At 70.6% G+C, this 20,475-nt stretch carries 18 protein-coding genes; 10 read left to right on the top strand and 8 right to left on the bottom strand.

Annotated elements, in window-relative coordinates; translation table 11 throughout:
- The first annotated feature begins 82 nt into the window (after positions 1-82).
- From ABD169_RS10385 to clpX, 3 genes are all read left to right on the top strand, one after another.
- Positions 83-679, top strand: a complete 597-nt coding sequence (locus ABD169_RS10385) for an ATP-dependent Clp protease proteolytic subunit (protein WP_255350876.1) — start codon at positions 83-85, stop codon at positions 677-679.
- 25 nt (positions 680-704) lie between these two features.
- Positions 705-1,385, top strand: a complete 681-nt coding sequence (locus tag ABD169_RS10380) for an ATP-dependent Clp protease proteolytic subunit (protein WP_344032039.1) — start codon at positions 705-707, stop codon at positions 1,383-1,385.
- Between the two features lie 118 nt (positions 1,386-1,503).
- Positions 1,504-2,778, top strand: a complete 1,275-nt coding sequence (gene clpX / locus ABD169_RS10375; RefSeq protein WP_046456716.1) for an ATP-dependent Clp protease ATP-binding subunit ClpX — start codon at positions 1,504-1,506, stop codon at positions 2,776-2,778.
- A gap of 21 nt (positions 2,779-2,799) precedes the next feature.
- On the opposite strand, the gene ABD169_RS10370 is transcribed toward clpX, so the two are convergent.
- Genes ABD169_RS10370 through valS form a run of 3 tightly spaced genes read right to left on the bottom strand, consistent with a single transcriptional unit; the run spans position 2,800 to position 6,226 of the window.
- Positions 2,800-3,351, bottom strand: a complete 552-nt coding sequence (locus tag ABD169_RS10370) for a hypothetical protein (protein WP_344032037.1) — start codon at positions 3,349-3,351, stop codon at positions 2,800-2,802.
- 7 nt (positions 3,352-3,358) lie between these two features.
- The gene (locus tag ABD169_RS10365; protein ID WP_344032035.1) at positions 3,359-3,604 is read right to left on the bottom strand and encodes a Fe-S oxidoreductase; all 246 of its coding nucleotides are present in this window, start codon (positions 3,602-3,604) and stop codon (positions 3,359-3,361) included.
- Positions 3,605-3,634: 30 nt separating this feature from the next.
- The gene (gene valS, locus ABD169_RS10360; RefSeq protein ID WP_344032033.1) at positions 3,635-6,226 is read right to left on the bottom strand and encodes a valine--tRNA ligase; all 2,592 of its coding nucleotides are present in this window, start codon (positions 6,224-6,226) and stop codon (positions 3,635-3,637) included.
- A gap of 165 nt (positions 6,227-6,391) precedes the next feature.
- Here valS and ABD169_RS10355 point away from each other — a divergent pair, with 165 nt between their 5' ends.
- Positions 6,392-7,138, top strand: coding sequence for a hypothetical protein (locus ABD169_RS10355; RefSeq protein WP_344032031.1), 747 nt, complete (start codon positions 6,392-6,394; stop codon positions 7,136-7,138).
- Here the strand turns inward: ABD169_RS10355 and ABD169_RS10350 are convergent.
- From ABD169_RS10350 to ABD169_RS10340, 3 genes are all read right to left on the bottom strand, one after another.
- Positions 7,135-7,752, bottom strand: coding sequence for a TetR family transcriptional regulator (locus ABD169_RS10350; protein ID WP_344032029.1), 618 nt, complete (start codon positions 7,750-7,752; stop codon positions 7,135-7,137). The genes ABD169_RS10355 and ABD169_RS10350 overlap by 4 nt on opposite strands.
- A 35-nt stretch (positions 7,753-7,787) precedes the next feature.
- The gene (locus tag ABD169_RS10345) at positions 7,788-8,957 is read right to left on the bottom strand and encodes an RtcB family protein (RefSeq protein WP_344032027.1); all 1,170 of its coding nucleotides are present in this window, start codon (positions 8,955-8,957) and stop codon (positions 7,788-7,790) included.
- Positions 8,958-9,275: 318 nt separating this feature from the next.
- Positions 9,276-9,749, bottom strand: a complete 474-nt coding sequence (locus tag ABD169_RS10340) for a GyrI-like domain-containing protein (RefSeq protein ID WP_344032025.1) — start codon at positions 9,747-9,749, stop codon at positions 9,276-9,278.
- A 339-nt stretch (positions 9,750-10,088) separates the two neighbouring features.
- On the opposite strand from ABD169_RS10340, the gene ileS reads away from it, so the two are divergent.
- Genes ileS through ndk form a run of 4 tightly spaced genes read left to right on the top strand, consistent with a single transcriptional unit; the run spans position 10,089 to position 15,760 of the window.
- Complete coding sequence (ileS, locus tag ABD169_RS10335) at positions 10,089-13,469, top strand: isoleucine--tRNA ligase (RefSeq protein WP_344032023.1); 3,381 nt, start codon at positions 10,089-10,091, stop codon at positions 13,467-13,469.
- A complete protein-coding gene (locus ABD169_RS10330; RefSeq protein ID WP_344032021.1) occupies positions 13,466-14,815 on the top strand; it encodes a bifunctional folylpolyglutamate synthase/dihydrofolate synthase in 1,350 nt (449 codons plus the stop codon). Before ileS ends, ABD169_RS10330 begins: the two co-directional genes overlap by 4 nt.
- Positions 14,812-15,288 carry a DUF4233 domain-containing protein gene (locus ABD169_RS10325; RefSeq protein WP_344032019.1) on the top strand — a complete coding sequence of 159 codons (477 nt, stop codon included), beginning with the start codon at positions 14,812-14,814 and terminating at the stop codon, positions 15,286-15,288. The genes ABD169_RS10330 and ABD169_RS10325 overlap by 4 nt, the downstream gene beginning before the upstream one ends.
- Before the next feature lie 55 nt (positions 15,289-15,343).
- Complete coding sequence (gene ndk, locus ABD169_RS10320) at positions 15,344-15,760, top strand: nucleoside-diphosphate kinase (RefSeq protein ID WP_046456706.1); 417 nt, start codon at positions 15,344-15,346, stop codon at positions 15,758-15,760.
- A gap of 152 nt (positions 15,761-15,912) precedes the next feature.
- Here the strand turns inward: ndk and murG are convergent, their stop codons facing one another.
- Entirely contained in the window at positions 15,913-16,989 is a 1,077-nt protein-coding gene (murG, locus tag ABD169_RS10315; protein ID WP_344032017.1) for an undecaprenyldiphospho-muramoylpentapeptide beta-N-acetylglucosaminyltransferase, read from the bottom strand.
- A gap of 87 nt (positions 16,990-17,076) precedes the next feature.
- Here murG and alr point away from each other — a divergent pair, with 87 nt between their 5' ends.
- Positions 17,077-18,216, top strand: a complete 1,140-nt coding sequence (gene alr / locus ABD169_RS10310) for an alanine racemase (protein ID WP_344032015.1) — start codon at positions 17,077-17,079, stop codon at positions 18,214-18,216.
- Positions 18,213-19,199 carry a D-alanine--D-alanine ligase family protein gene (locus ABD169_RS10305; protein ID WP_344032013.1) on the top strand — a complete coding sequence of 329 codons (987 nt, stop codon included), beginning with the start codon at positions 18,213-18,215 and terminating at the stop codon, positions 19,197-19,199. Before alr ends, ABD169_RS10305 begins: the two co-directional genes overlap by 4 nt.
- A gap of 67 nt (positions 19,200-19,266) precedes the next feature.
- Here ABD169_RS10305 and ABD169_RS10300 read toward each other — a convergent pair whose 3' ends face one another.
- Positions 19,267-20,391 (bottom strand): serine hydrolase domain-containing protein, encoded by a 1,125-nt coding sequence (locus ABD169_RS10300; RefSeq protein ID WP_344032011.1) that lies wholly within the window; start codon positions 20,389-20,391, stop codon positions 19,267-19,269.
- Positions 20,392-20,475: the final 84 nt, after the last annotated feature.

Genomic DNA, 20,475 nt, shown 5'->3' with positions numbered 1-20,475 from the left:
TGCGTTTCCGCCTGTGTGCCCAGGGCGAACATGGGCGTCGAGGGGCCCGTGAGTCGGTAGCCTCGAATCACACCGAGATCGAATGGAGCCACGCATGGCAGAACAGACGACGCCGAACAGCGTGTTCGAGCGCCTGCTCAAGGATCGGATCATCTGGCTGGGATCCGAGGTCCGCGACGACAACGCGAACGAGATCTGCGCGAAGATCCTGCTGCTCGCCGCCGAGGACCCCGAGGCCGACATCTACCTCTACATCAACTCGCCCGGCGGTTCGATCACCGCAGGCATGGCGATCTACGACACGATGAGCTTCGTGCCGAACGACATCGTCACCGTCGGCATCGGCATGGCGGCGTCGATGGGCCAGTTCCTGCTGACCGCCGGCACCAAGGGCAAGCGCTACATCACGCCGAACGCCCGCGTGCTCCTGCACCAGCCGCACGGCGGCTTCGGCGGCACGGCGAGCGACATCCAGACCCAGGCGCAGCTCATCACCTCGATGAAGAACCGCCTGGCCGAGATCACCGCCTCCCAGACCGGCAAGACGGTCGAGCAGATCAACGCCGACGGCGACCGCGACCGCTGGTTCACCGCCGACGAGGCGCTCGAGTACGGCTTCGTCGACTTCATCCGCGACTCGGCCTCCGACGTGGTCGGCGGCGGCGGAACCAGCAAGTAGCCAGCGGAACCAGGAGAGAACTTCAATGAACACCCCGCAGATGCCTTCTCTGCCGCAGGCCGGCGGTTCCGGTCTGCTCATGCCCGAGTCCCGCTACGTGCTGCCCTCCTTCGAGGAGCGCACGGCCTACGGCTACAAGCGCCAGGACCCCTACGCCAAGCTGTTCGAGGATCGCATCATCTTCCTCGGCGTGCAGGTCGATGACGCGTCGGCCGACGACGTGATGGCGCAGCTCCTCGTCCTCGAGAGCCAGGACACCGAGCGCGACATCACCATGTACATCAACTCTCCCGGTGGCTCGTTCACCGCGATGACGGCGATCTACGACACGATGCAGTACATCCGCCCCCACGTGCAGACGGTGTGCCTCGGCCAGGCGGCCTCGGCAGCGGCGGTCCTGCTCGCGGGCGGCACGCCCGGCAAGCGCCTCGCACTGCCGAACGCCCGCGTGCTGATCCACCAGCCCTCGTCGGGCCAGGGCGGGCACGGCCAGGCCTCGGACATCGAGATCCAGGCGCGCGAGATCATGCGCATGCGCGAGTGGCTCGAGGACACGCTGTCGAAGCACTCCAACCGCACTCCCGAGCAGGTGCACCAGGACATCGATCGCGACAAGATCCTGAGCGCCGACGAGGCGCTCGAGTACGGTCTGGTCGACCAGGTGCTCACCAGTCGGAAGAACCCGCAGGCAGTGCTCGGATCCTGACCGTCCCCGCGGCCCGACGCCACCGGCGTCGGGCCGCGGCGTGCCGCCGGCGGCAATGTCGGTGGTGCGGGTTAGGCTCGAGAACATCGAACCACACCGATCCGAAAGGGGACGTCGCATGGCGAAGATCGGCGAGAGCAGCGACCTGCTGAAGTGCTCTTTCTGCGGGAAATCGCAGAAGCAGGTCCAACAGCTGATCGCGGGTCCGCAGATCTACATCTGCGACGAGTGCGTCGGTCTCTGCAACGAGATCATCGAGGAGCGCATGGCCGAGTCGGCCGCGCCCGAGTCGCCCGAGTTCACGCTGCACAAGCCGCGCGAGATCTCCGACTTCCTCGACCAGTACGTGATCGGTCAGGATCGCGCCAAGCAGTCGCTCGCGGTGGCGGTCTACAACCACTACAAGCGGGTGCGCGCGGCGCAGAAGCTCACGAGCGCCGAGGCCGCCGCCGAGCAGGTCGAGATCGCCAAGTCCAACATCCTCATGGTCGGTCCTACCGGCTGCGGCAAGACCTATCTCGCGCAGTCGCTCGCGCGCCAGCTCGGCGTGCCGTTCGCGGTGGCCGATGCCACCGCGCTGACCGAGGCGGGCTACGTCGGTGAGGACGTCGAGAACATCCTCCTCAAGCTGCTCCAGGCGGCGGACTTCGACGTGCAGCGCGCTGAGACGGGCATCATCTACATCGACGAGATCGACAAGATCGCGCGCAAGGCCGAGAACCCCTCGATCACGCGCGATGTTTCGGGCGAGGGCGTGCAGCAGGCGCTCCTCAAGATCCTCGAGGGCACGGTGGCATCGGTGCCGCCGCAGGGTGGCCGCAAGCACCCGAATCAAGAGTTCATCCAGATCGACACGACGAACGTGCTGTTCATCGTGGCGGGCGCCTTCGCCGGCCTCGAGGAGATCGTGGCGTCGCGTGTCGGCAAGGGCGGCATCGGCTTCGGCGCACCGCTGTCCAGCAAGCGCGACGACTCCGAACTGTTCGCCGAGCTGCTTCCCGAAGACCTGCACAAGTTCGGCCTCATCCCCGAGTTCATCGGTCGCCTGCCGGTCGTCGCCACCGTCGATCCGCTCGACGTGTCCGCGCTCACGCGCATCCTGACGGAGCCGAAGAACGCCCTGGTCAAGCAGTACCAGCGCATGTTCGAGCTCGACGGGGTCGGCCTCGAGTTCGAGGACGCCGCGCTCGAGGCGATCTCCGAGCTCGCGGTCGAGCGCAAGACGGGCGCGCGCGGCCTGCGCGCGATCCTCGAGGGCGTGCTCGGGCCGGTCATGTTCGACGCACCCTCGGACGAGTCGATCGCGAAGGTCGTCGTCACCCGGGAATCCGTCACGGGCGAAGCCGCTCCTCGAGTGCTGCGCGCCGCGACGAGCGGCGAGCGCACGGCCTGAGCCCCTGCCGCGGTCGGGTCCCTATTCGGACGGCGGCGGAGTCGAGAGGTCGTAGCTGAGCAGCGCGGCCCCGTCTTTGCCCGGCAGGGTGAGAGCCTGAACGGTCAGCCGCGTATTCGACAGGGTGGCTGAACGGCCGCCCTCCGGCGTCTCGGCCGCATCCTGCTCGGCGAAGCCATTCGTCGAGATCACCTCGGCCCACAGCGCATCCGCCGCAGCGCGATCCTTCGCCGACAGCACGACGAACCAGACACCGGGGCCGCGCTCGCCCGCATCGTCGATCGTCGCGCCCTTCGGCACCGCGAACGCATCCGTCGGGAACCCCTTCGGCAGGGTCTTCTGCTTGGTGATGTCTGGCTCGTGCCTCGGCTTCGACCAGCTCGAACCCGAAGAGTCCCCGCCACCGCCCTTGGTGCTGCTGTTCCCGGGCTTGTCCTGCGAGCCCGTGCCCGCACCGGGCTCGGGTGCGCACGCGGTGAGCGCGACGGACAGGCACAGCGCTGCCGCGACCGCCGCGGTCACGCGGCGGGGGCCGACCGGGCGGCCCGCTGCGGGAGGACTCGAATGCTTCATGCGATGCTCAGCTCAACCAATCGTCATCGTCCTCGTCGGGCGCGTCCGCGGAGGCGCGCAGCGACTCGGTGCCGTCGAGGGTGACGAGCAGCAGGTCGTCGAGGGCGCACCGGGGCCGTCCCTCGAGCCAGGTCAGCGTCCACGCGGACGCTTCGGGGTGCTGCTGCTCGGCCGCGGTGATCAGGGGCAGCAGGGCGCCCGGGACGCTGGCGTGCGGGGGCTGACCCACCCGCCAACGCGTCCCGAGCTGCATGCTGTCTTCTCCTCTGCCGGAAGCCCCGGCTCAGGCCTCGGCCGGAGCCTCGAGGCGGATCTCGGCGACGGTCGGAGCGTCGACCTCGGCCGCTTCGATGCGGAGCTCGGCGATGCGCCCGACCTTGCTGAGGTCGTCGGCGGCGAGCTGCAGGCGGTCGCGGTCGGCCGCGGGCGTCTGCACGACCGCGAGCTCGACCGGCGTCTTCTGCGAGGCTTTCGCGGCCGTCTTGGCACCGCGGATACCGACGAGCGCCGAGCCGACGAGCCCGAGCAGGCCGGGATCGGCGTCGGGACCCGCGGGCTCAGACGCTTCGGCGGACTGCGGCCACGCGGCGACGTGCACCGATCCCTCGTTGAACCAGGACCACGTCTCTTCGGTCGCGTAGGGGAGGAACGGAGCCAGCAGACGGATGAACGCCGAGAGCGCCAGGCGCAGCGCGGTGACCGCGGAGGCCTGCGGCTGGCCGCTGCCGGCGTGCGCGCGTTCCTTGACGAGCTCGAGGTAGTCGTCGCAGAAGGTCCAGAAGAACGACTCGGTGATCTCGAGCACGCGAGCGTGATCGTACGCCTCGAATGCGCGGGTCGCGTCCTCGATCACGGTCGCGAGCGACGCGAGCATCGAGCGGTCGAGGGCCTCGGTCACGGTGCCGGCGCCGGAGGCGTCGAACGAGAGCGTGAACTTCGCGGCGTTGAGCAGCTTGATCGCGAGGCGGCGGCCGATCTTGATCTGGGTCGGGTTCTGCGGGTCGAAGGCCGCGTCGGTGCCGAGCTTGGCGGATGACGCCCAGTAGCGGACCGCATCGGCACCGTGCTGCTCGAGCATGCCGAGCGGGGTGACGACGTTGCCCTTCGACTTCGACATCTTCTTGCGGTCGGGATCCAGGATCCAGCCCGAGATGCCGGCGTGCTGCCAGGGGAGCCGCCCCGACTCGAGCTCGGAGCGCAGCAGCGTCGAGAAGAGCCAGGTGCGGATGATGTCCTGGCCCTGCGGGCGCAGGCTGAACGGGAAGACGAGGTCGAAGAGCTCGGGATCGCGCTCCCAGCCGCCGGCGAGCTGCGGAGTGAGCGAGGAGGTCGCCCAGGTGTCCATGACGTCGACCTCGCCGACGAATCCGCCGGCCTGGCCGCGCTGCGCGGCGTCGTAGCCCGCGGGCACATCGCTCGACGGGTCGACGGGCAGCTGCTCCTTCGTCGCGACGATCGGCTGGTCGAAGACCGGGTTGCCCTCGGCGTCGAGCGGGTACCAGACCGGGATCGGCACGCCGAAGAAGCGCTGGCGTGAGATCAGCCAGTCGCCCGACAGCCCCTCGACCCAGTTCTCGTAGCGCACCCGCATGAAGTCGGGGTGCCACTCGAGCTCGCGACCGTGGGCGAGCAGGCGCTCGCGCAGGTCCTCGTCGCGCGCGCCGTTCGTGATGTACCACTGGCGGGTCGAGACGATCTCGAGCGGCTTGTCGCCCTTCTCGAAGAACTTGACGGGGTGGGAGATCTTGCGGATCTCGCCCTGCAGCTCGCCGGAGGCCTGCAGCAGCTCGACCATGGTCTGCTTGGCGCTGAACACGGTCTTGCCCGCGATCTGGGCGTAGGCGTCGAGCCCGGCCTCACTGGTGATCGCCTCGGGGGCCTCGGCGAGCACGCGGCCGTCGAAGCCGAGGATCGCGCGGTTCGGCAGGTTGAGCTCGCGCCACCAGACGACGTCGGTCACGTCGCCGAAGGTGCAGATCATGGCGATGCCGGTGCCCTTGTCCTGCTGGGCGAGGTGGTGCGCGACGATCGGCACCTCGACGCCGAAGATCGGGGTGCGAACGGTGGTGCCGAAGAGCGGCTTGAAGCGCTCGTCGTCGGGGTGTGCGACGAGCGCGACGCAGGCGGCGAGCAGCTCGGGGCGCGTGGTGTCGATGAGGATGTCGCCCGCGCCGTCCGTCCGGTGGAACGCGAGCGTGTGGTAGGCGCTGGGCTGCTCGCGGTCCTCGAGCTCGGCCTGCGCGACCGCGGTGCGGAAGGTGACGTCCCACAGGGTGGGAGCCTGGGCCTGGTAGGCCTCGCCGCGCTCGATGTTGCCGAGGAAGGCGAGCTGCGAAGCGCGGATCGAGTCGGCGCCGATGGTGCGGTAGGTCTGCGTCCAGTCGACCGAGAGGCCGAGCGTGCGCCAGAGATCCTCGAACTGCTTCTCGTCCTCGACCGTGAGGCGCTCGCACAGCTCGATGAAGTTGCGGCGCGAGATCGGCTGCTGGTCAGCGGCCTTCACGCTCTTGCCGTCGCCGCCCTCGTGCGGCGGGACGAAGTCCTCGACGTAGGGGAGCGAGGGATCGCAGCGCACGCCGTAGTAGTTCTGCACGCGGCGCTCGGTCGGCAGACCGTTGTCGTCCCAGCCCATCGGATAGAAGACGCGCTTGCCGCGCATGCGCTGGAAGCGCGCCACCGTGTCGGTGTGCGTGTAGGAGAACACGTGCCCGACGTGCAGGGAGCCCGACGCGGTGGGCGGCGGGGTGTCGATGCTGTAGACCTCGCTGCGCTCGGCCCCCTCGCGCGGGAAGCGGTAGGTGCCCTCGGCCTCCCAGCTCGTGCCCCACTTGGCTTCGAGGCCTTCGAGTGCCGGCTTGTCGGGGATCGCGCTCATGCGGTGGCTCCGTGTCTCGACGCGAGGTCGGGGTCGATGTGGGCGGCACCGTGTCTGCGCGCGATCGACGCGACCGCGCTGGTGCCTGAAGGTGTGTGCCCGCCAGTCTATCGAAGCGCGATGATCGGGGTGCGGTGGAACCGCCGCGCCGCCTACCATTGCGGCATGATGCGCGACAGGGTCCGGTTCGAGGTGGCCGACGCGAGCCGGGGCGACGGTGCGGATGACGACTTCGATCCCGTGGCGGGCGAGCTGCAGGTCCGGATCTTCTGCGTGCTCGCCGGCGAGGTCGATGAGATCGAGCTCACCGCTTGCGGAGCCGGGCTCGGAATGGGGCCGTTCGGCCTGCTCCTCCCGGAGAACCGTCTGGTGGCGGCGCACGAGGCGCGCACCGTGCCCGTCGCGAGGTGCATCTGCGGGACCTACGGCTGCGCCATGACCGACGCGGTCATCGTCCGCGACGGCGACGCGGTGCGCTGGGACTGGGAGCACGAGGCCCCGATGGACCGCCCGCTCGTGTTCGATGCGGCGCAGTACGACGCGGAGGTCGCCCGCATCGGCACGGATCGCTCCTGGGAACGTCGGGAGGACACCGCCGCGCGTCGGGTGCTGGAACTGGTCGATCACGAGCGGCTCGCCGCGTCCGGCATGCGGATCGAGTTCTCCGGCCCGCCGTGGGATCGGCCTGAGCGCTACGGGGTGTGCCTGCGGCTCGTCGAGTCGGGAGACTGCCAGTACCAGGTGTTCGTGTCCGTCCCGTGGAGCGGGGATCCGGAGCGCGCCGCGAGCGACGTGCGGGAGCTGCTCGCGGAGCCCCCGGCCGGTTGGGAGGCCGGCTATTCGGCGGTCACGATGAACGGGCCGGCACGCCCGGAGACCGCCGGACCCGCCTGGATCCAGGGCGGGTTCTAACGGACCGATCCGGTCGCACCGGCGTCGCCGCCCCGACGCATCGCCGCCACGAGCGCGAGATGCCCGTCGAGGCCTCCGCGGCTCGGTCCCGCCGCGATCCAGGATTGCACCGCGGAGAGCACGAGCGCGAGCGCGGTGTTGACGGTCAGGGCGACGCCGAGATCCTGCGGGTGGGCGTTCGTGCGTTCGGCGACGAAGGCGCGCAGCGACTCCGCGGCTCGGGTGACGCGGCGGGTGGCCGCGGCGAGGACCTCGTCGGGCGAGCCGATCGCCTCGAAGTGGTTGAGGATCCAGGGCACCCGGTCGGGGCCGAAGTTCCGTGCCATCTCGGTGAGCGCGGCCTCGACGGCACCGGCGGGATCGGAATCGGAGGCGCCGAGCAGATCGGGCAGTCGATCGAGCTGGGCGTCGACGTCGCCCCAGAACACGTCGGCCTTGCTCGCGAAGTAGTTGAAGAAGGTGCCTCGACTCACCCCGGCCCGGCGTGCGATCTGATCGACGCTCGTGCGTCCGTAGCCCTGCTCGAGGAACAGCTCGGACGCCGCCTCTTCGAGGACGGCGCGGCTGGAGGCTCGCGGCCGACCGCGAGCGGGGGTGCTGGGGGAGGCGTTCATCCCACCAGTATCCCGCCCGCGGCCGGCCGGTCGTCTCAGTCGCCCTTCACGTTGACGAGCTGGCGCAGCGTGTGCCGGATCTCGACGAGGTCCCCGGCGTCGGCCATCACCTGATCGATCGGCTTGTAGGCCTGCGGGATCTCGTCGATGAAGGCGTCGGTGTCGCGGTACTCGATGCCGACCATGGCCTCGCGCAGCTGCTCGTGGGTGAAGGTCCGCCGCGCCGCCGAGCGCGAGTACTCGCGTCCGGCGCCGTGCGGCGACGAGTTCAGCGCGGCCGGATCACCGAGCCCGCTGACCACGTAGGAGGCCGTGCCCATGGAGCCGGGGATCAGCCCGGGTCGCCCCGCATCGGCGAGGATCGCGCCCTTGCGCGACACCCACACCCGCTTGCCGAAGTGCATCTCGGACTCGGTGAAGTTGTGGTGGCAGTTGATCCGCTCCTGCTCCGTCACGGTCTCACCCATCACCTCGCCGAGCTGGCGAGCCACTCGATCCATCATCTCCTCGCGGTTGAGCAGTGCGAAGTGCTGCGCCCACCGCAGTTCGGCGATGTATCTCGTGAACTCGGGCGTCCCTTCGACCAGGTAGGCGAGGTCGGGGTCGGGCAGTTCGATCCACCACTGCTTCGCGAGGCGCTGGGCGACCTTGATGTGGTGCTGGGCGATGCGGTTGCCGATGCCTCGGGAGCCGGAGTGCAGGAACATCCAGACCCGGTCGAGCTCGTCGACCGACACCTCGATGAAGTGGTTGCCGGAGCCCAGGGAACCGAGCTGGAGCCGCCACTGCTTCAGATAGCGCTCGGGATCGAAGCCGCGCTGCTCGGCGAGCTCCTCGAGCTCCGCGATCCTCGGCGCGGCGGTCGCCACGATCTTGCGGTTCTGGTGCCCGGCCGACAGCGGGATCGCGCGTTCGATCTGCTCGCGCAGCTCGACGAGATCGGCCGACTCGAGTCGGGACCGGTCGAACTGGGTGCGTACTGCGATCATGCCGCAGCCGATGTCGACGCCGACGGCCGCCGGGATGATGGCCCCGAGCGTCGGGATCACCGATCCGACGGTCGCGCCCTTGCCCAGGTGGGCATCGGGCATGAGCGCCAGGTGCGGGTGGATGAACGGCAGCTTCGACGTGGTGATCGCCTGATCGAGGGTCTTCTCGTCGATCAGGGATGCCCAGTTGAGCAGCCGTTCGGTGATCTTCTCCATGGTTCCTTTCCTTCGGGTGTGGGCCCGAGGCGGAACGCGCGATGGTCTCCTCCGAGGAGGAGGGTGCACGAAAAAACGCCCCGGACCGTGAACGGTGCGGGGCGCCGGGGACTCCGTCGGCGACGGGGTCAGGCGGCTCGCGCCGAAAGGGTCGACTCGCTCGCGAACGCGAGGAACTCGCGCTGCAGCGGATGTTGATTCGCGAGTGATTCGCGCATGGTCGATTTCCCTTTCGGATGGTGCGATGCCGCTCGGCACCGCTCAGCAACCATATGAGCGCACGGGATCGAGGTCAAGATCCCGGGCGTGTCGCGTGGCTCAGTCGGCGAGCTGGATCGCGACGAGGGTCTCGTTCTCGGCCGGGTCCCCGCCCGGTTGCGGCTCCGTCAGGTACTGCTCCCACGCGAGGCCGGTCGCTTCGAGGCCCTGGGCTGCGGCCCACTCGAACAGGCGCTGATACGCCGGACCGATCTGCGAGTAATCGCCGCGCACCAGCAGCGTCGCGACCCGCCCGGCCGAGATGGTCTCGGCGGTGACCTCGCCGTCGCCGATGAAGGGCTCCGCGACCGGCACCGCGACCGAGAGATCGAGGGTGCCGTCGGGGGAGCCGTGCACGACCCCCATCGGGGGTGCGCTCGGGGCGATGCCCGCCGCGCCGAGCGCGCCGAAGATCGCCGGATACGCGCGATCGTAGAGCGCGGGGACGTCCGCGAACGCGACGCGATCCCGGACGACCGCGAGGTGCTGCTCGGGCTGTTCGACGACGTTGGGCTGATCGGCGGGTGCGGACACTGGCGGCCTCCTGGGAATCGGCATCGACCTGGATGCTGCGATGCTATCCCGGCTCATCGCGATCCGGTAGAATCGAAGGCACAGGCGTCGATCCGGCCATCACCGGGGAGCCTTCGGAAGAACGGTCGCGAGTGCTTCGGCGCGCGCGGTCCACTAGAACCGAACGGGAACGGCCCGTCACAGCCGAACGAAGAGGCCGAACCTCGCTGCTCGCAGCGCGGGTCGGCAAGCGGGGTGGTACCGCGGGAGCTGCGAAGCGCAGCGCTCGTCCCGGCGTCGGAACAGTGCACGTAGGCGACAGCAGCCGTACGTGCACGGACACGCACGAGGGCCCCGAACATGACGTATCCGAAGCAGTCGACCGGCGACGCCGCGCAGCAGCCGAACGGTGCAGCAGCCGAAGTATCGCCGTCCCCGCGACTTCCCGAGGTCGAGCAGCGCGTGCTCGCCTTCTGGAAGGCCGACGACACCTTCCGCGAGTCGATCCGGCGCCGCGAGGGCGAGGCCGAGTGGGTCTTCAACGACGGCCCGCCCTTCGCCAACGGTCTGCCGCACTACGGCCACCTGCTCACCGGCTACGCCAAGGACGTCTTCCCGCGTTTCCAGACGATGCGCGGCAAGAAGGTGGAGCGCCGCTTCGGATGGGACACCCACGGCCTGCCCGCCGAGCTCGAGGCGATGAAGCAGCTCGGCATCACCGAGAAGCGCGAGATCGAGGAGATGGGCATCGCCGCGTTCAACGCGAAGGCCCGCGACGCCGTGCTGCAGTACACCCGCGAGTGGGAGGACTACGTCACCCGCCAGGCGCGCTGGGTCGACTTCGAGCACGGGTACAAGACCCTCGACCTCGGCTACATGGAGAGCGTGCTCTGGGCGTTCAAGCAGCTGCACGAGAAGGGCCTCGCCTACGAGGGATCCCGGATCCTGCCCTACTGCTGGCGCGACGAGACCCCGCTCTCGAACCACGAGCTGCGCATGGACGACGACGTCTACCAGATGCGCCAGGACCCCTCGGTGACCGTGACCTTCCCCTTCACGGGAGACCGCGCGGCCGAGCTCGGTCTCGACGGCGTGCGCGCGCTCGCGTGGACGACGACGCCCTGGACCCTGCCCACCAACGCGGCCCTCGCGGTCGGACCCGAGATCTCCTACGCCGTCGTGCCCGCGGGCCCGGCGGGCGGCGCCGACGGCGGGGCGGCGGGCGAGGCCCGCTACCTGCTGGCGGTCGACCTCGTCGGCAACCACGCGAAGGATCTCGGCTACGAATCCGCCGAGGCCGTGAACGCGGCCGTCGAGCGCACCGTGCTCGGCGCGGAGCTCGCCGAGGTCGAATACGCGCGGCTCTTCGACTACTTCGCCGACGCCGAGGTGTGGGGCACCGAGCGTTACTGGCGCGTGCTCGTCGACGACTACGTCTCGACCAGCGACGGCACCGGCATCGTGCACCAGGCGCCCGCGTACGGCGAGGACGACCACCGCATCACCGCCGAAGCCGGCATGCCCGTCATCGTCTCCGTCGACGACGGGGGCCGCTTCATCAAGGCGGTCACCGACGTGGCCGGCGAGCTCTGGATGGACGCCAACCGCCCGCTGATCCGCCTGCTCAAGCAGGAGGGGCGCCTGCTGCGCGAGGCGAGCTACGAGCACTCCTACCCGCACTGCTGGCGCTGCCGGAACCCGCTGATCTACAAGGCGGTCTCCAGCTGGTTCGTGCGCGTGACCGACATCAAGCAGCGCATGCTGGAGGTCAACGAGGAGATCACCTGGGTCCCCGAGAACGTCAAGCACGGCCAGTTCGGCAAGTGGCTCGAGGGCGCCCGCGACTGGTCGATCAGCCGCAACCGCTACTGGGGCAGCCCGATCCCGGTGTGGAAGAGCGACGACCCCGAGTACCCGCGCGTCGACGTCTACGGCTCGCTCGCCGAGCTCGAGGCCGACTTCGGCGAGCTGCCGCGCAACGAGCAGGGCGAGGTCGACCTGCACCGCCCGTACATCGACTCCCTGACCCGGCCGAACCCCGACGATCCCACCGGCGCGAGCACCATGCGCCGGATCGAGGACGTGTTCGACGTCTGGTTCGACTCGGGCTCGATGCCGTTCGCGCAGGCGCACTACCCGTTCGAGAACCGCGAGTGGTTCGACACGCACCAGCCCGCCGACTTCATCGTCGAGTACATCGGGCAGACGCGCGGCTGGTTCTACCTGCAGCACGTGCTCGCGACCGCGCTCTTCGATCGCCCCGCGTTCAAGAACGTGATCAGCCACGGCATCGTGCTCGGCTCCGACGGCAACAAGATGTCGAAGTCGCTGCGCAACTACCCCGACGTGAACGAGGTCTTCGACCGCGACGGGTCCGACGCGATGCGCTGGTTCCTCATGGCCTCGCCCGTGGTCCGCGGCGGCAACCTCGTCGTGACCGAAGAGGGGATCCGCGAGGGCGTGCGCCAGTTCATCCTGCCGCTGTGGAACTCGTACTACTTCTTCAGCCTCTATGCGAACGCGGACGGGATCGAGGCGGAGCGCCGCACCGACTCGAGCGATCCGCTGGACCGCTACATCCTGGCCAAGACCGGACGCCTGGTGCGCGAGGTCGAGGCGCACCTCGACGGGCTCGACACGACGAGCGCGGCCGAGACCCTGCGCGACTTCGCCGAGACGCTGACCAACTGGTACGTGCGCCGCTCGCGCGACCGCTTCTGGGAGGGCACGAACGGCGAGAACGGCAAGGAGTCGAACCGCCAGGCCTTCGACACCCTGTTCACCGTGCTCGAGACCGTGGCACGCGTCGCGGCGCCGATGGCGCCCCTCGTCACCGAGGAGATCTGGCGCGGACTCACCGGCGGCCGCTCGGTGCACCTCGTGGACTGGCCGGACGCCGCGGAGTTCCCCGCGGACGACGAGCTGATCGTCGCGATGGACGAGGTCCGTCAGATCACCTCGCAGGCGCTCGCGCTGCGCAAGGCCCGTCGCCTGCGGGTCCGCCTGCCGCTCTCGGAGCTCACCGTCGTGAGCGCGCGGCCGGAGGCGCTTGAGCCGTTCGCGGAGATCCTGCGCGAGGAGCTCAACGTCAAGCGGGTCACGCTCGTCGAGCAGACCGCCGAGAGCGCGGCCGAGCACGGGATCGTGCACACGCTCGCCGTCAACGCCCGCGCCGCCGGCCCGCGCATCGGCAAGAACGTGCAGCAGGCGATCCGCGGTGCGAAGTCGGGCGACTGGTCCGAGACCGACGGCGTCGTCACCGCCGGCGGCATCGTGCTCGAGCCGGGGGAGTACGAGCTCACGCTCTCCGCCGGCGACGGCTCCGACGGGTCGACGGCGCTCGCGCTGCTCCAGGGCGGCGGCTTCGTGCTGCTGCGCACCGAGACGACGCCCGAGCTCGAGGCCGAGGGCATCGCCCGCGACGCGATCCGCGCCGTGCAGGAGGCGCGCAAGAACGCCGGTCTCGACGTGAGCGACCGCATCGTGCTCGCGCTGAACGCGGAGCCCGCTCACGTGGACGCGCTCCGGACGCACGGAGGACTGATCGCCGCGGAGACGCTCGCGGCCGGCTTCGCGGTGCAGGAGGCCATCGGGATCGACGCGATCGTCGACGACATCCCGTCTCCCGGCGACGGCGTCTTCGTGACCGGCGCGAAGGCCCTCGGCACCGACAAGGCTCCGCTCATCATCACGATCGACACGACCGGGCTCGACGCGCCCGAAGAGGAGGACGCCCGATGAGCACCGCAGAAGAGGTCTACGACGCGCTGCTCGGCCGCGTGGGCGAGGCGAACCCCCGCCCGCGCATCGAGCCGGTGCGCCGACTCGCCGAGCTCGCGGGCTCGCCCCAGCTCTCGTTCCCCGTCGTGCAGATCGCCGGCACCAACGGCAAGACCTCGACCAGCCGAGCCGTGGAGTCGCTGCTGCGCGCGCACGGGCTGCGGACCGGGCTCTTCACGAGCCCGCACCTGGTCGACTTCACGGAGCGCTTCCAGATCGACGGATCGCCGATCAGCGGACCTCGACTCGCCGAGGCGTGGAGCGAGCTGCAGCTGCCGCTCGAGGTCGTCGATGCCGAGCTCGAGGAGTCGGGTCAGGGGCCGATCACCTTCTTCGAGGCGCTCGCCGTGCTCGCGTTCACGGCCTTCGCAGACGCTCCGGTCGACGTCGCGGTGATCGAGGTCGGCATGGGCGGCGAGTGGGACGCGACGAACATCGTCGACGCGCAGGTCGCCGTGTTCACGCCGATCGCGCTCGACCACACCGCGATCCTGGGCCCGGACATCGCGACCATCGCGCGGACCAAGGCCGGTATCATCAAGCCGGGCAGCACGGTCGTCTCGGCCGCGCAGGATCCGGCCGCGCTGGCGGCGATCGAGGCCGCCGCGGAGCGCACCGGATCGCGCGTGCTCGTGCAGGGCCGCGACTTCCGCCTCGCCGACGACCGTCTCGCCGTCGGCGGACGTCAGATCGATGTCGTCGGTGCGACCGGCAATGCGTACGATCCGGCCTTCGTCCCGCTGTTCGGCGGACACCAGGCCGAGAACGTGGCGCTCGCCATCGCCGCCGTCGAGGCGTTCCTCGGCGGGGAGCGCCCGGTTCCCGAGGAGGTCCTCGACGAGGGGCTCGGCCAGCTGACCTCGCCCGGCCGCCTGCAGCTCATCGGCATCGACCCTTCGGTCGTGGTCGACGCGGCGCACAACCCGCACGGTGCGGAGGCGCTCGCACGCGCGTTCGTCGAGTCGTTCCGCTTCTCCGAGGTGGCGCTGGTCGTCGGCGTGCTCGGCGAGAAGGACGCCGCCGGCGTGCTCGCCGCGCTGGCCCCGCTCGCGTCCCGCGTGATCCTCACCACGGTGGATTCGCCCCGCGCCATCGACGCCGACCGGCTCGCCGAGCTGGCGGCGACCGCGCTGCCCGGCCTGCCGGTCGAGGTCGAGGAGCGCCTGCCCGACGCGCTCGACGCGGCTCGGGCCTGGGCATCGACCGTCGAGGAGGGCGAGTCGCGCGGCGTGCTCGTCACCGGGTCGGTCATGCTCGCCGGCGAGGCCATCGCGTACTCGCGCGACGAGGGCTGGGGGATCGCATGAGCCCGCGCAAGATCCGCGGCGCCTCCGCCGAGGACGGCGAGGAGCTCCAGCTGTCGCCGTCCGAGACGCTCGCGCACAATTCCGCCATGCGCGTCTCGGGGGCCCGCAGCGGTCGTCAGTCCACGCAGCGTGCGCTCGCCTCCATCGTGCTCGGCTTCGAGCTGATCATCGTGTTCCTTATGGGTATGACGGTGTTCGGGCTGTCGCTGCTGGAGCCGCGAGAGCTCGGCATCTATATCGGCATCGGGCTGTGCCTGGTGATCGTCGTCGCGCTCGCGTGCATGCGCGGCGGGCTCGGGATCAAGCTCGGCTGGGCGGTGCACGCGCTCATGCTCGCCGTCGCCTTCATCATGCCGATGAGCCTGTTCGTGAGCCTCGTGTTCCTGGCCCTGTGGATCTTCTGCATGGTGCGGGGCGCGCAGATCGACCGGGACCGCGCCGCCTGGCTCGCCTCCCAAGGCGCAACGGATTAGCCACCTCCGCTCACTACACTTGTTCCCCGTATTCCGTTCTGAACGAAGGAGACGCATGTCCGCAGAAGAGACCCTCATCCTGGTGAAGCCCGACGGGGTCGCCCGCGGCCTGACCGGCGAGATCCTGCGCCGCATCGAGGCGAAGGGGTACCGTCTGGTCGACCTCCGACTGGTGGACGCCGATCGCGAGCTGCTCGCCGCGCACTACGCCGAGCACGAGGGCAAGCCCTTCTACGAGCCCCTCATCGAGTTCATGAGCTCGGGCCCCACGGTCGCGATCCGCGCCGAGGGCCATCGGGTCATCGAGGGCTTCCGCTCGCTCGCGGGCACCACCGATCCGACCACGGCGGCACCCGGCACCATCCGCGGCGACCTCGGCCGCGACTGGGGCCTCAAGGTGCAGCAGAACCTCGTGCACGGGTCCGACTCGCCCGAGTCGGCCGCCCGCGAGCTCGCGCTCTGGTTCGCCTGAGCCGACCGCCGCTCCGCACGTCGAGCGCGCCCCTCTTCCTCCGTACGCGGAGCGGAGGCGGGCGCGCTTCGTCGTTCTCCGGCCGCGGTTCCGCGCTCGCGCGGGAGCGGCGGTCCGGTCCGCCGATGCCCGCGGCTCGGCGACGCCCCGGGTCAGCCGAGCGCACGCTCGGCGAGCGCGAGCATCCGGCCGGCGGCGTCCCGCACGCCAAGCACTGAGGCGGCCGCGCTCATGTGCCGGCGCCGATCCGCGTCGTGCAGCAGCGGCACGATCCGTTCGTCCACCGTGTCCGGAGTGAGATCCGCGTCGGCGAGCAGCACGGCGCCGCCCGCCTCGACCGCGGCGCGGGCGTTGAGCGCCTGCTCGCCGTTCCCGACGGCGTAGGGCACGTAGACCGCCGGGATACCGAGCGCGCTGATCTCGCTCACGGTCGCCGCGCCCGAGCGGCACACGACCAGGTCGGCGAGCGCGTACGCGAGGTCCATCCGATCGACATAGGGGACCACCGCGCGGGCGTCGGCGCTGCTCGCCTCCACCTCGTCGATCTTCTGCTCGCCGGTCACGTGCAGGAGCTGCCACCCCGCGGCGGCGATCGCGGGCCAGGACGCCGCGAAGGCGTCGTTGATCCGGCGTGCGCCGGTCGATCCGCCGAACACCAGCAGCACCGGGCGGTGCGGATCGAGTCCGAAGATCTCGGCGGCTTCCGCGCGGGAGGCCGCGCGGTCGAGCGACGCGATCTCGGCGCGCAGCGGCATGCCGACGACCTCGGCACCGCGCAGCGGAGTCCCGGGGAAGGCCGTGCCGACGGCCGCGGCGCGGTGGGCGCCCCAGACGTTGGCCAGCCCCGGCCGGACGTTCGCCTCGTGCACCGCGTAGGGCACGCGCTCCCGCCGGGCCGCGACGTAGGCCGGGGCCGAGACGTATCCGCCGAAGCCGATCAGCAGGTCGATGCGCTCCTCGCGCAGGAGCTCGCGCGTGAGTGCGACCGCGCGTCGGAATCGCGCCGGGAACCGTGCGGCGTGCAGATCGGGCCTGCGCGGGAAGGGTACCCGCGGGATCGTGCGGAGCTCGTGCCCGCGCTGCGGGACCAGACGGGCCTCGAGCCCCTCCTCGGTGCCGAGGACGAGGACCGTCGCCCCCGGATCCCGCTCGCGGATCCGGTCGGCGACCGCGAGCAGCGGTGAGACGTGGCCGGCGGTCCCGCCGCCGGCGAGCAGATAGCGGGTCATGGCGCCAGCCTATGAAGCGAGACGTACCGTCCGCGTATCGAAAGCGGCATAGGCTGCGGCAACATCGAACCCGCTTGACTGCTGCACATGCAGCCAACCGTCTCCGAACTCATCGTGCACGACGACGCGATCCGCGAGAACACCGCCGCGTTCGCGCGCCTGACCGGCGATCGGCTCATGGCCGTGCTGAAGGCCGACGCGTTCGGGCACGGCGCCATCGCGCACTCGGTGCTCGAGGCCGGCGCGAAGTCGATCGGCGTCACCTCGATCGATGAGGCCGTGGCGCTGCGCGATGGCGGCGTCGACGCGCCGATCCTCAGCTGGTTGAACACGCCCGAGGCGGACTTCGAGGAGGCGGTGCGGCGGCGTATCGACCTGGCGGTACCGAGCGTCGAACTGCTGGCGGCGGTGGTTCGCGGTGCGGTGCGCGCCGGGTTGCCCGCGCGGATCCACCTGCACATCGACGTCGGCATGGCCCGCGACGGCTGCGCCGCGGCCGACTGGGCACCGCTCTGCGCGCTCGCCCGCGAGGTCGAGGCGTCGGGCTCGGTGCGGGTGGTCGGGATCATGGGGCACATGTCGTGCGCCGACGACCCCGCGGACCCGCAGAACGCGCGCGAGCGGCTGGTGTTCGCGAACGCGATCCGGACCGCGTCGCGGCGCGGGCTGGCGCCGGCCGTGCCGCACCTCGCCGCGACGGCCGCGACGCTCACCGGTGCGGGCGGCGGGTTCGGCGTGCACCGGATCGGTGCGGGACTGTTCGGGATCGACCCGTCGGCGAGCACCGACCTCCTGAAGCCCGCGCTCACCCTCACCTCACGAGTGGTGTCCTCGCGCGAGGTGGGCGCCGGCACGGGTGTCGGCTACGGCCTCGACTTCGTCGCGTCGGATCGCACCCACCTCGCGCTGCTCCCCGTCGGCTACGGCGACGGGCTGCCCCGCGAGGCGTCCGGCCGTGCGGAGGTGCTCGTGCGCGGACGCCGGAGGCCGCTCGTCGGACGCTTCTCGATGGACATGGTCGTCGTCGACACGGGCGAGGATCAGCTGCAGCCGGGCGAGCAGGTGACCGTGTTCGGTCCCGGTGCGGAGGGCGAACCCACCGTCGCCGAGTGGGCCGCCTGGGCGCGCACGATCCCGCACGAGATCGTGACCCGGCTCGGGAGCCGGATCCCGCGGATCCATCGCACCATCGAACCCTCGAACCACACGCAAGGAGCAGCAGCATGACGCAGACCCCCACCACCCGAGTCGCCGTGATCGGCGGCGGGACCAGCGATGAGCACGAGGTGTCGATCGCCTCGGCGGCGTCCGTCGTCCGCGCTGTCGCGGCCCTCGGATTCGAAGCGGTTCCGCTCACGATCGCCCGGGACGGGCACTGGCTCGCCGAAGACGGGCAGCGGCTGCCGGCGCACGAGGCGCTCGGGCGCATCGCGGGCTGCGATCTCGCGTTCCCGGTGCTGCACGGCGTCGACGGAGAGGACGGCGCGATCGCCGGGCTGCTGCGCATGACCGGGATCCCCTTCGTCGGATCCCCGGTGCGGGCGGGCGCGCTCGGGATGGACAAGTGGGCGACGAAGCTCGTCGCGGACGACCTCGGCATCGCCACCTCCCGCGGCGCGCTGGCCGGCGGTTGGGCGGCGCCCGCCGGGGCGGCGTTCGCTTCGGAGCTCAGACCGCCGTTCGTCGTGAAGCCGACCACCGGGGGATCGAGCAACGGGGTCTTCGTCGTCGCGGACCGCGCCGACCTCGTCGCGACCGTCGAGCAGGCCCGCGCCTTCGGCGACACGGTGCTGGTCGAGGAATACGTGCGCGGCCGCGAGGTCGACATCGCCGTGTTCCGGGACGCGTCCGGTGGACTGCGGCTCGGATCGACGCTCGAGATCGGGGTGGTTCCCGGCGGGGTGTTCGACCGGGCCGAGAAATACGACGGAAGCGCGGAGTTCAGGATACCCGCGTCGCTCGATCCGCGCGAGGAGGGCGCGATCCGGCAGGCTGCCGTGCTGCTCTACGAGGCGCTCGGCTGCGCCGGAGTCGCGCGCTTCGACTTCTTCGCGACCGACGACGGGGTGGTGCTGAACGAGGTCAACACCTCGCCGGGCATGACCGAGCAGTCGCAGGTGCCGCGCATGTACGCCGCGCTGGGGCTCGACTACGCGGGGCTGGTGGGGGAGCTGATCGCGGTGGTTCTGGAGGAGATCCGGCTTCGATAGGAGAGTTCGGGGACGATCCGTCCTTCTGAACCCGGATCTCCTTCGGAACCCGGGCAGGGCACCCGGCCTAGAGAGTGCGCACCGCCTGGAACACGGTGACGGGGAGATCCGGGTTCTCGCCGGTGCCGTTGATCAGCACCGCGATGACGTGCTGCGTCGCGGGGTCGTACATGACGAGGCCCTGGAAGCCCAGTCCTGTGCCGGTGTGGCCGATCCAGCCCGAGATGCGGCCCATCGCGAAGCCGTAGTCGTCGTAGAGCGGGCTCGCCGGGTCGTCCGCGGTCGAGCCGAACTGCTCCAGGCGCCACCGCTGGGCGCCCTGCGAGACGAGCGACCCCGAACCCAGCGAACGCCCCCAGGCGGCGAGGTCGGCGGCGTTGCCGGTGAGTCCGCCCGCCGCGCCGAACCACCCGGGCGCGACCACGGGCAGCTGCTCGACGATCTTGCCGTCGGCGAGCTGGAATCCCGCCGCGTTCTCGCTCCCCGCGACGAAACCGGTGCGCACGCTCTCCAGCTTCAGCGGGCGCAGCAGACGCTGATCGACGGCCGTGGCCCAATCGTCCCCGGTGACTTTCCGGATCACCTCGCCGAGCAGCAGGGTGTTCGTGTTCGAGTACTCGTAGGCGGTGCCGGGCGCGACGGGCTTCACTGCGTAGGAGAGCGCGAGCAGCTCCGAGGTCTTCGGGTCGCGAGCCGGATCCTTGCTGAGCATCGCGCCGAGGCCGGGCCTCGCCGAGTAGTTCGCGAGCCCGGACCGCATGTCGCCGAGCTCGGCGATGGTGATCCGGTCGCCGTTCGGGACCCCGGCGACGTACTTCGACACCGGATCCTCGAGCGACAGCCGCTTCTCGTCGGCGAGCTGCAGGATCACCGTGCCCACGAACGACTTGGTGATGCTCCGGTAGGCGAAGCGCGTGTCCGCCGTCACCGGTTCGCCGGGGGCGCGTTCGCCGAAGATCGCGGTCGTCGAGCCGCCGTCGGCATCGGTGACGACGACTGCACCGCCGGGTACGCCCGAACCCGCCAGCGCGGACTCGAGCGCGGCCCGCAGCCGATCCTCGGTCGGCAGCACGCCGGATCCCGATGCGGAAGGCGCGGGTGGCGGATCGGCGGGCGCGCCGGAGCACGCGGCGAGCAGCAGGACGAGCACGAGCAGCGGAGTGCGTCCGAGACGCGAGGCGATCGACGTCATGGCCTCATCGAAGCACCCCGGCGCTCCGAGCGCCAGTCCGAGTTCTCCCGCGGCGTTCGGTCGGCGCGAAGCGCGGCCGAGCAT

The organism is Leucobacter iarius (assembly GCF_039530105.1).
Taxonomy (GTDB): domain Bacteria; phylum Actinomycetota; class Actinomycetes; order Actinomycetales; family Microbacteriaceae; genus Leucobacter; species Leucobacter iarius.
The sequence above is the reverse complement of the archived record's forward strand: the minus strand, read 5'-3'. Positions and strand labels throughout refer to the sequence as shown.

Coding starts and splice junctions, on each gene's coding strand:
- clpX (WP_046456716.1), top strand. CDS start 1,504: ATGGCGAAGATCGGCGAGAGCAGCGACCTGCTGAAGTGCTCTTTCTGC.
- ABD169_RS10380 (WP_344032039.1), top strand. CDS start 705: ATGAACACCCCGCAGATGCCTTCTCTGCCGCAGGCCGGCGGTTCCGGT.
- ABD169_RS10305 (WP_344032013.1), top strand. CDS start 18,213: ATGACGCAGACCCCCACCACCCGAGTCGCCGTGATCGGCGGCGGGACC.
- ileS (WP_344032023.1), top strand. CDS start 10,089: ATGACGTATCCGAAGCAGTCGACCGGCGACGCCGCGCAGCAGCCGAAC.
- ABD169_RS10345 (WP_344032027.1), bottom strand. CDS start 8,957: ATGGAGAAGATCACCGAACGGCTGCTCAACTGGGCATCCCTGATCGAC.
- ABD169_RS10350 (WP_344032029.1), bottom strand. CDS start 7,752: ATGAACGCCTCCCCCAGCACCCCCGCTCGCGGTCGGCCGCGAGCCTCC.
- ABD169_RS10355 (WP_344032031.1), top strand. CDS start 6,392: ATGATGCGCGACAGGGTCCGGTTCGAGGTGGCCGACGCGAGCCGGGGC.
- ndk (WP_046456706.1), top strand. CDS start 15,344: ATGTCCGCAGAAGAGACCCTCATCCTGGTGAAGCCCGACGGGGTCGCC.
- murG (WP_344032017.1), bottom strand. CDS start 16,989: ATGACCCGCTATCTGCTCGCCGGCGGCGGGACCGCCGGCCACGTCTCA.
- ABD169_RS10330 (WP_344032021.1), top strand. CDS start 13,466: ATGAGCACCGCAGAAGAGGTCTACGACGCGCTGCTCGGCCGCGTGGGC.
- ABD169_RS10300 (WP_344032011.1), bottom strand. CDS start 20,391: ATGACGTCGATCGCCTCGCGTCTCGGACGCACTCCGCTGCTCGTGCTC.
- ABD169_RS10325 (WP_344032019.1), top strand. CDS start 14,812: ATGAGCCCGCGCAAGATCCGCGGCGCCTCCGCCGAGGACGGCGAGGAG.
- ABD169_RS10370 (WP_344032037.1), bottom strand. CDS start 3,351: ATGAAGCATTCGAGTCCTCCCGCAGCGGGCCGCCCGGTCGGCCCCCGC.
- ABD169_RS10365 (WP_344032035.1), bottom strand. CDS start 3,604: ATGCAGCTCGGGACGCGTTGGCGGGTGGGTCAGCCCCCGCACGCCAGC.
- ABD169_RS10385 (WP_255350876.1), top strand. CDS start 83: ATGGAGCCACGCATGGCAGAACAGACGACGCCGAACAGCGTGTTCGAG.
- valS (WP_344032033.1), bottom strand. CDS start 6,226: ATGAGCGCGATCCCCGACAAGCCGGCACTCGAAGGCCTCGAAGCCAAG.
- alr (WP_344032015.1), top strand. CDS start 17,077: ATGCAGCCAACCGTCTCCGAACTCATCGTGCACGACGACGCGATCCGC.